12 protein-coding genes and 1 tRNA gene are annotated in these 13,143 nt (G+C 61.2%); 7 read left to right on the top strand and 6 right to left on the bottom strand.

Annotation, left to right across the window (positions count from 1 at the left end; all coding sequences use genetic code 11):
* The first annotated feature begins 51 nt into the window (after positions 1 to 51).
* Both G566_RS0100870 and G566_RS0100865 read left to right on the top strand, forming a co-directional pair.
* A complete protein-coding gene (locus tag G566_RS0100870; RefSeq protein ID WP_022678792.1) occupies positions 52 to 816 on the top strand; it encodes a citryl-CoA lyase in 765 nt (254 codons plus the stop codon).
* A 17-nt stretch (positions 817 to 833) separates the two neighbouring features.
* The gene (locus G566_RS0100865) at positions 834 to 1,859 is read left to right on the top strand and encodes a uroporphyrinogen decarboxylase family protein (protein WP_022678791.1); all 1,026 of its coding nucleotides are present in this window, start codon (positions 834 to 836) and stop codon (positions 1,857 to 1,859) included.
* Positions 1,860 to 1,921: 62 nt separating this feature from the next.
* Here the strand turns inward: G566_RS0100865 and G566_RS0100860 are convergent, their stop codons facing one another.
* The 5 genes from G566_RS0100860 to G566_RS15835 all read right to left on the bottom strand — a co-directional run bounded on the left by G566_RS0100860 (position 1,922) and on the right by G566_RS15835 (position 5,986).
* The gene (locus G566_RS0100860; protein WP_040605321.1) at positions 1,922 to 3,058 is read right to left on the bottom strand and encodes a cobalamin-independent methionine synthase II family protein; all 1,137 of its coding nucleotides are present in this window, start codon (positions 3,056 to 3,058) and stop codon (positions 1,922 to 1,924) included.
* A gap of 451 nt (positions 3,059 to 3,509) precedes the next feature.
* Positions 3,510 to 3,584: transfer RNA gene (locus G566_RS0100855), tRNA-Gln, on the bottom strand.
* 195 nt (positions 3,585 to 3,779) lie between these two features.
* On the bottom strand, positions 3,780 to 4,604 hold the full coding sequence (locus G566_RS0100850) for an HpcH/HpaI aldolase/citrate lyase family protein (RefSeq protein ID WP_040605320.1): 825 nt from the start codon (positions 4,602 to 4,604) through the stop codon (positions 3,780 to 3,782).
* 120 nt (positions 4,605 to 4,724) lie between these two features.
* Complete coding sequence (locus G566_RS13065) at positions 4,725 to 5,357, bottom strand: capsular polysaccharide export protein, LipB/KpsS family (protein WP_272868119.1); 633 nt, start codon at positions 5,355 to 5,357, stop codon at positions 4,725 to 4,727.
* Positions 5,358 to 5,413: 56 nt separating this feature from the next.
* Positions 5,414 to 5,986 (bottom strand): capsular polysaccharide export protein, LipB/KpsS family, encoded by a 573-nt coding sequence (locus tag G566_RS15835; protein ID WP_272868118.1) that lies wholly within the window; start codon positions 5,984 to 5,986, stop codon positions 5,414 to 5,416.
* A 267-nt stretch (positions 5,987 to 6,253) separates the two neighbouring features.
* On the opposite strand from G566_RS15835, the gene G566_RS0100840 reads away from it, so the two are divergent.
* Positions 6,254 to 7,708 carry an LTA synthase family protein gene (locus G566_RS0100840; protein ID WP_022678789.1) on the top strand — a complete coding sequence of 485 codons (1,455 nt, stop codon included), beginning with the start codon at positions 6,254 to 6,256 and terminating at the stop codon, positions 7,706 to 7,708.
* Between the two features lies 1 nt (position 7,709).
* On the opposite strand, the gene G566_RS15235 is transcribed toward G566_RS0100840, so the two are convergent.
* On the bottom strand, positions 7,710 to 8,234 hold the full coding sequence (locus G566_RS15235) for an SDR family oxidoreductase (protein ID WP_156874378.1): 525 nt from the start codon (positions 8,232 to 8,234) through the stop codon (positions 7,710 to 7,712).
* A gap of 233 nt (positions 8,235 to 8,467) precedes the next feature.
* Here G566_RS15235 and rfbG point away from each other — a divergent pair, with 233 nt between their 5' ends.
* From rfbG to G566_RS13055, 4 genes are all read left to right on the top strand, one after another.
* On the top strand, positions 8,468 to 9,568 hold the full coding sequence (rfbG, locus tag G566_RS0100830) for a CDP-glucose 4,6-dehydratase (protein ID WP_022678787.1): 1,101 nt from the start codon (positions 8,468 to 8,470) through the stop codon (positions 9,566 to 9,568).
* Entirely contained in the window at positions 9,568 to 10,941 is a 1,374-nt protein-coding gene (gene rfbH / locus G566_RS0100825; RefSeq protein WP_022678786.1) for a lipopolysaccharide biosynthesis protein RfbH, read from the top strand. The genes rfbG and rfbH overlap by 1 nt, the downstream gene beginning before the upstream one ends.
* A complete protein-coding gene (locus tag G566_RS0100820; protein WP_022678785.1) occupies positions 10,938 to 11,870 on the top strand; it encodes an NAD-dependent epimerase/dehydratase family protein in 933 nt (310 codons plus the stop codon). Before rfbH ends, G566_RS0100820 begins: the two co-directional genes overlap by 4 nt.
* A 101-nt stretch (positions 11,871 to 11,971) precedes the next feature.
* The gene (locus tag G566_RS13055) at positions 11,972 to 13,090 is read left to right on the top strand and encodes an N-acetylneuraminate synthase family protein (protein ID WP_022678784.1); all 1,119 of its coding nucleotides are present in this window, start codon (positions 11,972 to 11,974) and stop codon (positions 13,088 to 13,090) included.
* The last annotated feature ends 53 nt before the right edge of the window (positions 13,091 to 13,143 follow it).

Here is a 13,143-nt window from a genome sequence, read left to right as displayed (position 1 = left end):
TTCGCATATCGAAGGCAAGTTCGTATTTCGAAGATTCAAGGACCTTATCCCATGCGCATCGGCAAGCAGGACGCCCCCTTCACCGCCATCTGCACGTCAGACGCACACAGCATCACCGTGCGTGGCCACGACCTGGTGGGCGAGATCATCGGCAACACTGATTTCACAAGCTATTTCTGGCTGTTGGTGACCGGCCAGATGCCGACCGAGAAGCAGAAGTTCTTCGCCAACGCCGTGTTGTGCGCCATCGCCGAACATGGCCTGGTGCCCTCCGTCGTCGCCACCCGCATGACCTATGCCGCCGCCCCGGAAGCCTTCCACGGCGCCGTCGCCGCTGGCCTGCTCGGCTGCGGCAGCGTCGTACTGGGTTCAGCCGAAGTCGCCGGTCGTTTCCTTGCGCAAGTGGTTGAATCCAATGACCCCGCTGGCGAAGTCAAAGCCCTGCGCGCCGAAAAGAAGGCCATCCCCGGCTTCGGTCACCCACAACATAGCGAAGGCGACCCGCGCGCCAACCTGCTGCTCAAGCTCGCGGCCGATCACGGCATCGAAGGCGCTCATATCAAAGCGCTATATGCCATCCAGGCCGCCCTGCCCGAAGCCATTGGTCGCAGCCTGCCGATCAACGTCAACGGCGCCATCCCGGCCGTCATGCTTGATGTCGGCTTCCCGTTGGCGGCCTTGAAGGGCATTTCCCTGCTTGCCCGCACCGCCAGCTTGATCGCCCACCTGCAAGAAGAAACCGAACGCCCGATCGGCTTCATCATGTCAGGTGCAGGTGCTGCCGCAATCGACTATGATGGACCCAATCACGCATAAACGGGGGAGATTTCAACATGCTGTTTCCGACGTCATTGGTGGGCAGCTATCCGCAGCCAGATTGGCTGATCGACCGGGCCAAGCTGGCTGGCCGTTTCCCGCCGCGGGTGCGGGCGTTGGAATTGTGGCGGGTGGCGCCTGAATATCTGGCCCAGGCCCAGGATGATGCGACGATCATCGCTATCCGCGACCAGGAGCGCGCCGGGCTGGACATTATCACCGATGGCGAGATGCGGCGCGAAAGCTATTCCAACCGCTTCGCAACGGCGCTGGACGGGGTTGATCTGGATAATCCCGGCTCTGCCCTGGATCGCTCGGGCCACCCCAACCCGGTGCCGCGCGTGACCGGCCGCATCCGTCGCCGCCATGCCGTGGAAGTGCGCGATGTGCAGTTCCTGCGCGCCAACACCGATCGCCGCATCAAGATCACCGTGCCCGGCCCGTTCACCATGGCGCAGCAGGCCCAGAACGACTTCTATGCCAGCGAGCGCGAGATGGCGCTGGACTATGCAGCCGCCGTAAATGCCGAGATTCGCGATCTTTTCGCCGCCGGGGCCGACGTCGTGCAGATTGATGAACCCTACATGCAGGCTCGGCCCGACAAGGCCCGCGAATATGGCCTGGAGGCGGTGAATGCTGCGCTGGACGGCATCAAAGGCGAGACGGCATTGCACATCTGCTTCGGCTATGCCGCCATCATCCACGAGCGGCCGGCAGGCTACAACTTCCTGCCCGAGCTGGCCGGGTCAACCGTGAACGGCATCAGCCTGGAAACGGCACAATCAAATCTCGATACCAGCATTCTCACCAATCTGGCTGGCAAGACCATCATCCTGGGCGTGATCGATCTGTCTGATCCGGAAGTGGAATCTGCCGAAACCGTCGCCGCTCGCATCCGCCGCGCGCTGCCGCACGTGGACCCGACAAAGGTGATTGTCGCCCCCGATTGCGGCATGAAGTATCTCCCGCGCGAAACCGCATTCGGGAAGATGCAGGCCATGGTCGCCGGTGCCGCTATCGTCCGTGCGGAAATGGGTGGCTGAGGGCCGCCTGAAAACCAACGCGTGCAGGGACTGAGTCCCTGCACGCCGGAGGCCGCCTTTACTCAGCCCCAGAACATCTTCGTAGCGATTTCAGCGCCTTCGCTCATCGCCTTCATCTTGGCCCACACCACGTCCGGATCGACTCCGCCCGATCCGGCGTGGATGGAAAAGCCGCAATCGATGCCGGCCTGCACATTGTCCCGCCCGACCAAGTGGGCATAGCGCGCGATGCGCTGGGCGATGAGTTCGGGGTGTTCGATATAGGGGCTCTGGCACTCGACCACACCGGGGATCAGCTTCTTGCCCTCGGGCAGTTTCACCGCCTCGAACACGGCGAACTCATGGGCGTGGCGGGGGTTGGCCGCTTCAAACTGGATGGCGTGTGGGCGCGCCTTCCAGATCAGATCGATGATGTCCTGCAGCGGCACGTCACAATGGTGCGGGCCGGGGTAGTTGCCCCAGCACAGGTGCATGCGCATCTGTTCCGGCGCGATGTTACGGGTGGCGTGGTTCAGCGCCGCGATGTTCAGTTCCATGTGGTCGCGGAAACCGCCCAGATCGAGCTCGCGGAACTGGGTGTGGCGGCCCATGGCCAGATCGGGGCAATCGACCTGCAGCATGATGCCGGCGCCGACAATGGCCTCATATTCATGGCGCAGCCCTTCGGCCAGCGCCATCACGTAATCTTCGTCGGTGGCATAGAAATCATTACGGAAAAACAGCGCGGTAACGCCCGGCGAGGCCGCCGACATGAAGGCTTGGCGGCCGGGATGGGCCGCAATTGCCTTGTTGAGATTGGCGGCATCATGCTTCACCGCCTCCATGTCCTTCACGGTTATGAGGGCGTTGCAGGCGGGCGTCTTGCGGTGCTTGCGGCCTTCATCGCCGAAGATGCGCTGCTTCACACCGGGGAAATCCTCGATGTCCTGAAACACGTACGAGGTCCCGCTGCCGCCGAAGCCGGTCAGGCGATCCTTGATATAGGTGGCATAGCTGGGCTTGGACTGTTCGCCATCGTTAATGATGTCGATGCCGGCGGCGGCCTGCTTGCCCACCACATAGGCCACGGCCTGTTCGATGCGGCTGGCAAGGGCGGCCTCATCAACCGTCTGGCCTTCTTCACGAGCGAGGATTTGATCAAGCAGATCGGCGGCGCGCGGCAGGCTGCCGACGTGGGTGGTGAGAAAACGGTCTGCCATGGCGATGCCTCCTGCAATTTCGCTGCGCATAGCCAGCATGGCAGCCGCGCGCCAGTGGGGGTGCAGCAAAATAGTCGACGGAGCGCAGACCAGATGGCTCTGCGACCGGCGCGTGGATTTAACGGCTTCGTCAAAAAAACTGCGACTGCCCATCAGCGCGGGCGGGTGCAGCACGATTTGCTGGCCAGTACCGCGGCGGTCGCAGGCGATTGGCGGGGAACGCAGGACGAGCGCACCTTATCTCTAATCGGAACAGGCTGTGGCCGGAAAAGTCGGGGCCGTGCCCATCGTGCCAGTATTGACCCTGCAGGCAACATTGGGTGGGTCCTCGCCTCCCAAGCCGGGCAATGGCAAAAAGTCTGACAATTGACACAATGAGTTGGCTGGCACCCACCACCATTGATGAGCGGCGCGCGAGCGAGATGGCGCAAATGTTTCAAAGGAAATCGGTTGGCTGGGGCGCCAGGATTCGAACCTGGGAATGCCGGTACCAAAAACCGGTGCCTTACCGCTTGGCGACGCCCCAACAGCCCATTTGAATGAGCGCTCAGCCGGTTAGGCAATCGCACGCGCTTTGCCAAGCCCTTCTTTGCCGCAATCCCCAGGCGGTGGCTGTTTGACAGCCCGGCTCTGCCACGTCAGCATCGCGGCCATGAACAATGCCAGCTGCAGTGCGCAAAGGCACCTTCTCGCCCTTTTGCCAAAAGTGCGGCGCGAGGGCCTAGGTACGCGCCAGCAGCCGCCGTGCCTGTTCGACGTGCAGGATTTCCACCATCTGGCCGTCGAGTGTGGCCACGCCGCGTCCGGTCTCAAGAGCGGCCTCATATGCGGCAATCATCGCCCGGGCGTTCGCCAGCTCGTCGGCTGAAGGCGAGAAGACTGCGTTGCCGGGATCGACCTGGCTGGGATGTATTAGCGTCTTGCCGTCAAAGCCGAGCAACTTGCCCTGCCCGGCTTCGGCCCGGAATGCGGCTTCGTTGCCATACTCAGTGCACACACCATCAAAGCATGCGATTCCCGCAGCGCGGGCGGCAACGACGATGGTGGACAGACTATAGAGCAAGGGCGTCCGGCTCGCATCAACGCCACAATTCAGTGCCTTGGCTAGATCGGCCATGCCCGCAATGAGGCCGGCCACGCCCGGCGTGGCGGCAATGGCGGCAGCATTGAGCACACCTGCCGGGGTTTCAATCATCGCCAGCACCGACCGCCCGCCGGCGCGATCCAGCACGTCGGTGGCTTCGGCAGCGGTGTCCACCTTGGGCACCACGATGCCGGCAAAGCCTTGCGTCTGGGCTGCGGCCAAATCATCGCCATGCCAAGGCGTGCCAATGCCATTCACCCGCAAGAACAGTGCCCGATCGCCCCATCCGCCATCCAGTGCAGCCGCCACGGCAGCGGCGCGAGCATCGGCCTTGGCATCGGGCTGCACTGCGTCTTCAAGATCGAGGATGACAGCGTCGGCGGCCAAGGTGCGCGCTTTGGCGATAGCGCTGGGCCGGTTGGCGGGCAGGTACAGTAGGGAGCGCAGGCGGGTCATATCCATGGCAGGCACGCTGCCAAAGCGTCGCAGCATTCGCAACCGGCCTAATAATCAGCCCAACCCGTGAACTGCCCGCGCAACCGGCATATCAGCGTGACCCTGCATTACCAGGATACGGCCTGATCATTCGGGCGCCAGCGGGTGGCCTTCGAAGCGGGCGATGGCGTGGCTCACCACCTTATCGAGCGCCTCAGGGGAGAAGAAGCCGCCGGGGATCAGGCAGCGTTCGATCAGCAAGCGGCGCCAGGCGGCGAAGGTTTCGGCATCCGGCGGCGTCGGGTGCTGCCAGAAGGCGCCAATCCCACCCTGGAAGGTGATATCCGCCATGTCGTAGATGGCATCGCCCAGCACCGCCACCGGCAGGCCCATGGCCAAGCCCAGCGTGCCGGTCGTGCTGTTGATCGTCACCATGCCGCGCGAGCCGGCGCTGATGGCTCCAATGTCGCCGCCCACCAGATAATCCACCCTGTCGGCCACCTTGAACTTGGTGGCGATATCGGCCGCGACCTGTTCCCAATTGCGCACGCCGTTATCGAGTGGATGTTCCTTCACCACCAGCCGCACACCGGCCGGGGCATGGGCGGCGAAGGACTGGATCACCGTTTTCATCGCATCGGCAATGCCCACGAAGGGGGAATGGATGCGGATCTGGGCATCGCTGTCCAGCTGGAGCGGAAAAGGAAATACGGTGCGGCTGATTGTTCCAGCCGGGTGATCAGCGCCTGCCCGGCCGCTTCGCGTTCGCGCTTGCGCCACAATTTGCGGGCCCAGCCCATGCCTTCCACCAGCGGAAGCCAGAGGCGGTGATTGTCCTAATGCGGATAATGCCAGCGGCTGAACAAGTCGGCGGCATTATAGGCCAGGCCTTGCAACGCGCGGCGGCGGAAGGAGGAGCTGACCCTGCTGTGCGGCGGCACCGGCGGCAACAGCGCAGCGGTGCGGCGGTAATATTCGGGATCGCGCGGTAGGCTGGAGTGGCCGTTCACGCCGCCTTCTTCCATCGTTACCCAATCGGGCCGAACATAGCCTTCTTCGAACACATGCACGCGCACGCCCAGTTCGCGGCACACATCGCGGGCGACCATGTGATAATCGCGGCAATCGCCGAACAGCATCACATCGGTCACCGCATGTTGGCGGATCAGGCCACGCAGCGCATCGGGCCAATCTTCCTTGGTGCCGCAATAATCGATGCCGCCGGGCAGGCGCCAATAAGCCCGATCACCACTGTTGAAGTTCACCTTGTGCACGCGGTGGCCGGCGCGGATCAGGCCCTGGCCCAGGCGGCAGAACAAAGGCCCCATCAGGCCCTGCAGCAACAGCACGCTGCGCGGCGCGGCCAACAGCGACGGGCTCATTGCTTCGCCGGGCGCTGGGCTGGTCATGTCAGGCATCAAGGGCGGTCCCGCTCAGCTGAGCCAGAGGCCATACAGGCAGATGATGGTTCCTATCGACAGGCCAGCCGCTCACGTTGGTGCGCGCTGATCATGGCCATGCCTGTTGCCCCGCCCATCATTCCAGGAACCGCCCGCTTTCGTCCAACCCAAACCCGGTTCCTTTTGCCCGGCGTGGATGAACACAGGCATAATGACAGGCCCGTAATCCCCCGCTATAGAGCCAGCGTTGCACGGTTGCGCCCCAGCAATCTCCATATGAAAGACACGATGGGTCGCACCTCGCCCTGCCTTAGCCTGATCTTTGGCCTGTTGCTGGCGGCATCGCTGCTCGCAGATGCATTCGTGCGCGAGCGGCGCCGGCGCAGCCTTGCCGGCGTGTGGCTGCATCTGTTGATCGTGCTGGCTACGGCCGGCCTGGTGCAGGCGGTGAGCGGCAATGCGATGGTATCGTCACTGGTGGCCCTGGGGCTGGTGGCCATGCTGGCGCTGGTTTCCAATGCCAAGAACGCCATGCTGGGCGAACCGCTGGTGTTTTCCGATCTGGCGTTGCTGGCCGCCGTGTTCCGTCACCCGCAATTTTATCTTTCGGCCTTGCAGACGTGGCAACTTGCGGCGCTGGTGGCCGGTGCTGCCGGCCTGCTGGCGTTGCTGGCCTGGCAATTCGTGGCCGCGATCCTGCCGCATCTGTCCGGATTGGCCGTGCTTGTGGCAGCGCTGCTGATGATCCGGATAAGCCTGATGCTGCCGCCGTGGCGCGGCCTTGCCGTGGTGCCCGATGCCCGCGCCGATCTGGCCCGCCATGGCCTGCTGGCCAGCCTGCTGCTCTATTGGTGGCGCTGGCGGGCCAGCGAAAATCCGCCGGCGTGCACGACAGCGCTGGATGGGCCAGCCAGCGCCGAACTGGTGGTGGTGGTGCAATGCGAAAGCTTTGCCGATCCGGCCGATCTGTTTGGCGATCCGGCGCTGGCCCTGCCCTGCCTCGCCGCGGCGCGGGGCGATGCCTGGGCCCATGGCCGGCTGCTGGTGTCGGGCTTTGGCGCCTATACCAACCGCACAGAATATGGCGTGATCTTCGGCCGCGATGAAGATGTGCTGGGTTTCCGCCGCTATGATCCCTTCCTCACCGCCCTGGGCGAAGCCAGCCATGCCCTGCCCGCTCGCCTGGCCCGCGCCGGCTGGCGCAGCCTGTTCGTGCACCCGTACGATCTGGGCTTCTACAGCCGCGATCTCATCATGCCGGCGGCCGGCTTTGCCGAACTGGTCGGGCCGGAACGCTTTTGCATGCCCACGAAGGGCGAACATCGTTATGTGACCGATGCCGCCATCGCCGATGTGATCATGGACCGCGCCCGCAACGCTGCTGGCCCCACATTCATCCATGCGGTCACCATCGAAAACCACGGCCCATGGCCGGCCGACAGCAACGGCCATCGTTCCACCGCCTATCTGCGGCTGGTGGCCAAGGGCGATGCCATTCTGGCCCGGCTGGTGGACGAGATGGCCGCCCTGCGCAAACCGGCGATCCTGCTGTTCTATGGCGATCACCGCCCCAGCATTGGCGGCCTGGTCGATCCCGGCGGCGATCGGGACACGCCTTATGTTTTGCTGCGCTTTGGCGCCGATGGCACGCTGCTCAGCGGTTCCGGCCAACCACGCGATCTCAGTCCGGCGCAGTTGCACCATTTGCTGGCCGGCACGATCACGGCCTAAGTCACGGCCTGAGCCGGAGCAGCAGCGCATCAACGAAACGGGCCAGCCCGGCCTTGCAGCGGCATAGGTGCGCATACGGCAGCGCGTGGAAGGCCGCTGCCGGTACGATCAGCAGGATGCGGCCTCGCCCGCGCGCCACCGCGCTTGTGGCCAGCGCTGCCACAAGCGCCGCCGGGCCGGCTAGATTGACGGCAGGCAGCAGCGCCACCTGTTCAGCCGGTTCAACAATCTGCCGTGGCGGTCCCGCATCCACCTGACCTGCCATGAGCGGCGTCGCATCTATCGGCGCGGCAGAACCGTCTGCGGCGAGGGCTGCAAGCGTGACGGCGCGGGTTCGGCCGAGGCGATCTGGCGCAGTTTTACCGTTGCGCCGGCCGCGCGGAAGATAGTAGCGATCGGCGCTCCATATCCCGGCTCCACAGCAGCAGGTGCATGCCCAGCGCCGCCGACCGCCGTGCCAGCTCGCCGCCAATTGGACCAGAACCCCAATAATCAGGATGCCGCGAAAAACCTCGGCTGTGGCCATTCCAGCCGCCTGATACCTGCGGGGTGCGACGTTTTGCCGATTGGTTTAACTTACGTAATTTAAACTCCTTGATAATTATACACCTAATAAACATAAATTTTCTCAGTGGCTGCTTTATCCAATCCTCCAAAACTATTAACGACCCGCCCAAATTTAAAAAAATTATAACATGTTGCTCTTGCCATTTTAGGCTGCTAAGCGGCGCCGGCATTAGTGATCCGGGGTAATGTTTAATGTCGATGGACACTGGGTCCTGGGCTGGGCGGAGAGTGCTTGTTACTGGCCACACCGGGTTCAAGGGCGGCTGGCTTTGCTTGCTCTTACAGCGCCTAGGCGCCCAAGTGACGGGGCTGTCGTTGGCTCCGCCCAGCGAGCCGAATTTATTCGAGCAGGCGCGGGTCAATACCGGCATCACCCACATTATCGGCGATGTGAGAGACGCCTCTTTGGTGCTCGATGTGGTGAACAATTACTGCCCGCAAGTTATCTTTCACCTCGCTGCTCAACCGCTTGTCAGATATGGCTATGTCGAACCGGTTGAAACGTTCGCTACCAACGTTCTAGGCACCGCGCACGTGTTGGATGCCGCACGTAGACAAGGTGAGGTCCGAGCAATCGTTTCGGTCACATCCGACAAATGTTATGAAAACCGCGAATGGGTGTGGCCTTATCGCGAAAACGACCCCATGGGTGGTCATGATCCGTACAGCGCAAGCAAGGGGGCGGCCGAACTAGTAATCGCGAGCTATCGCGACAGCTTTTTTCCGGCAGTCGGGCTGGCTAAAGGCGGCACTGGCTTGGCATCGGTGCGTGCCGGCAACGTAATAGGTGGCGGCGATTGGGCGACCGACCGCTTGGTGCCCGACCTTATCCGCGCTTTCTTGGCCGGCGAGACCCCGATGATACGATCGCCGCGTTCAGTGCGGCCGTGGCAACACGTGCTGGAAGCAGTGTTTGCTTATCTTGACATCGCAGAGCGATTAATTAAAGGCGACTCACACTTCGCTGAGGCTTGGAATTTTGGTCCCGGCGAAGATGATACCCAGTCGGTGGCCTGGATCGTGGAGAAGCTTGCAAATTTATGGGGCGTGCCCGGTCAATGGCAGCAGTTTGACGGCGAAATCCCACATGAAGCTCATCTGCTGAAGTTGGATTGCGCCAAGGCGCGGATCATGCTCGGTTGGCAGCCTACATTGCGTCTCGCTCAGGCTTTGGAGTGGATAGTTGAATGGCACCAGTCCACAGCAAGCGGCGGTGACGCCCGTCGCATTACCCTTGATCAGATCGAACGCTTCGCGAATTTGAAAAATCAAGCAACACAAGGGAATGTCTGATGAGTTTTGCTAGCTCGGCCAATGCTGTAGCAGTCGCCCCGATTGGTAACCCGGCTCCCGAAACAGAGGCTGGTCGTATCCGCGACCAGATCATGGACCTAGTGGCTCAATATCATGCTGTAGCCCACACGCCCAAGCCGTTCACTCCAGGCCAGAGCCCGGTGCCAGTTTCCGGTAAGGTATATGGCCATGAGGAGATGCAACTGCTTGTGGATAGCGCGCTGGATTTCTGGCTGACTACCGGGCGGTTCAATACAGAGTTTGAACAGAAATTGGCAGCGCGACTGGGCGTGAAGCATCTGCTGACCACCAACAGTGGTTCATCGGCAAATCTGCTGGCGCTGTCCTCACTGTGCTCGCCCTATCTGCGCGGCGACGCGCTGAAGCCAGGTGACGAAGTGATCACCGTGGCCACCGGTTTCCCAACCACCATCAACCCCAGCCTGCAATATGGCCTGGTGCCGGTATTCGTGGATTGTGACTTGCCCACCTACAATATCAAGCCGGACATGATCGAGGCCGCCGTTTCGAGCAAGACGCGTGCCATCATGATCGCTCACACGCTGGGCAATCCGTTCGATCTAGCCGAAGTGATGCGCGTGGCAGAAAAGTACAATCTGTTCGTGATCGAGGACACATGCGATGCCCTAGGCGCAACTTATGATGGCCGCATGGTAGGCACCTTTGGCGACATCGGCACCCTTTCTTTCTATCCGGCACACCACATCACCATGGGCGAAGGCGGCGCTGTGTTCACCGACAAGCCACGGCTGAAGCGGGTGATCGAATCCATGCGGGACTGGGGCCGCGATTGCTGGTGCGCGCCGGGCATGGACAACACCTGCGGCAAGCGTTTCGGCCGCGCGCTGGGTCAATTGCCCTTTGGCTACGACCACAAGTACACCTACAGCCACGCTGGCTACAACCTGAAGATCACCGATATGCAGGCCGCCGTTGGGGTGGGTCAGCTGGAACGTTTGGATGATTTCATCGCCGCCCGCCGCGCCAATTTCGCCAAGCTGGCGGCGCTCTTCAAGCAGTATGAGGAGTTTTTCATCCTGCCCGAAGCCACGCCGCGCAGCGAGCCGAGCTGGTTCGGTTTTCCACTGACCTTGCGTGACGGCGCGCCCTTCGCCCGTGAAGATCTCACCAAGCATTTCGATGCCCACCGCATCGGCACCCGCCTGCTGTTTGGTGGCAATATCCTCAAGCAGCCTTATTTCCGTGGCCGCGATTACCGGGTGGTGGGCGATCTGACAAACGCCGATCTGGTAACCAGCAACACCTTTTGGCTGGGAGTGTTCCCGGGCCTGACCGATGACCATTTCGGGTTCATCGACGACTGCGTGAAGGGTTTCCTGGCGTCACGATGACCTCCGCAAAAGGCCTTGATCGCAACGTGCGCTTTGTGGTGACCGGCCCGTCGGGCTGGATCGGCCAGGCGTTCATGGCGCACGTTGCGAGCCGGCTTGCGGTGCCGGGCGCGCAATTAGTGTTGGCTGACCGTGTGACTGCATTTGCCTCCACAGCGCGCGACATGGTGTTGCCTTGGGGAGACCGATTGCCGGTCCGGGCGCTTGAGAGCATTTGCCCGGACGATGTTGCCGGTGCCCATGTCGTCCACTTGGCCTATCTGACCAAAGAGAAGGCGGCACAGCTGGGTGAGCGGCGGTTCATGGACGTGAACCTGGGCATCGACGATGCCCTGCTGGCCGCCATCGCAGCAGCCAAGCCAGCGAGCCTGTTCGTCGCATCCTCCGGCGCGGCAAAGCTGGCCGCTCGCGGCAGCGATCTTCACCCCTATGGTTTTGCCAAGCTGATGCAGGAAGACCGGTTTTTAGCTTGGGGCCGCGCATCCGCTGTGCCCGTTGTGGCTGGTCGGATCTTCAATGTTGCCGGCCCGTACATCAATAAGGTGGAAGCATACGCAATTTCGAATATGGTGCAGCAGGCAATGCACACGGGCATCATAACGATTAAGGCTCAGGTGCCTGTGTTTCGTTCCTTCATCCACGTCGATGATCTGTGCGGTTTGATAGCCAATGCCGCGATTGGCAGCATCGACCGCGCGGCACCGATTGATCTGTGTGGCGCCGAAATCGTTGAAATGGAAGATCTTGCCGTTGGAATCGCAAAGGCATTCAAGCGCAACATCACCATCGCGCGCGGCAGCGTGGATTTCACCGGCGAGAGTAGCTACCTGGGTGAGTTTCCACACACAAAAACATTTGCGATGCAGACCGGAATAACCCTTAGGGGCCTGCAATCCTGTATATCAGACACATTGGCATGCCTGACGTAAACGAAGATTTTACGCGACAGGCTTGGGTTTTCGTACTGTAATAGGCACGAAGAAAATCCAAATTCTCTTTCACAAAAACTTTGGAAAAGGCTGGAAAAAACATGTCTCACACTATCTTCGACGATCTGTTCGTTCTCGAGCTTGCCAATAATCATTGGGGCAAACTCGAACGCGGTGTCAAAATCATTCATGACTTCGCTGAGGTGGTAGCCAGGAATGGCGTCAAAGCGTCGGTAAAACTCCAGTTCCGCGACGTGGACAATTTTATCCATCCCGATTATCGCAGCTTGACTGACTTCCGCTATATCAAGAAGACTATCGACACTCAGATGCCGTGGGACAACCTACTCGCGATGGTGGAGACCGTTCGCGCATGCGGAATGTTGACCATGGTTACGCCGTTTGATGAAGCATCGGTGGACAAATGCGTCGAGTTCGGTGTGGACATACTGAAAATTGCCAGCTCGGACATTCGCGACAAAACTCTGTTGCGCAAGATCGCATCGGCCGGTAAGCCAGTCATTGCGTCGTCCGGTGGCGCTGCCGAGCATCATATTGATAATCTCGTCGCCTTTTTTAAATCGGCAGACCTCCCCTTCGCGCTAAATCATTGTGTTTCGCTCTATCCTTCCGAAGACAGTGACTTGGAGTTGAACCAAATCGATTATCTACGGGCGCGCTATCCCGACGTTACGATCGGACTGTCCACCCATGAGCAGCGCGACTGGCATGATTCGATCCTGATTGCCTACGGTAAGGGTGCGCGCACCTTCGAACGGCATATCGACATCGATTACGAGGGCGTGCCGGTCAGCAGCTACTGCACCCGTCCGGAACAGGCCGATGTCTGGTTTAAAGCCTTTCTCAAGGCCAAGGAAATTTGCGGAGGCACGCCATTGACCCGTCGCGAGGTGTCCAGCAGTGAGCGGGTTTATCTCGATGCGCTCGTGCGCGGCGTCTATGTCAAGCGCGAGATCCCTGCAGGCCACGTGCTAACACACGACGACGTATTCTTAGCGGTGCCGTTGCTGCAGGGCCAAATCTCGACGCGCGAGTTTGAATCGGGCGAACATACGACGGCGCCCATATCGGCTGGTGCCCCCGTCCTGCTGGAGAATATCAATGCATCGTACAGCAATGACCCGGAGGTCACGAGCCTGGTGCCGACCCGTGGCCTGCCGCACCGTATGCCGGCTCCTGCCTTCAAGGCTGTTGGCTGATTTGGTTCTGAGCCAATCCTGGTCGTTATAGCGTGCACGGCTCCCATGCGTCT

The sequence above is a fragment of the Sandarakinorhabdus limnophila DSM 17366 genome (assembly GCF_000420765.1).
Lineage (GTDB): Bacteria > Pseudomonadota > Alphaproteobacteria > Sphingomonadales > Sphingomonadaceae > Sandarakinorhabdus > Sandarakinorhabdus limnophila.
The sequence above is the reverse complement of the archived record's forward strand: the minus strand, read 5'-3'. Positions and strand labels throughout refer to the sequence as shown.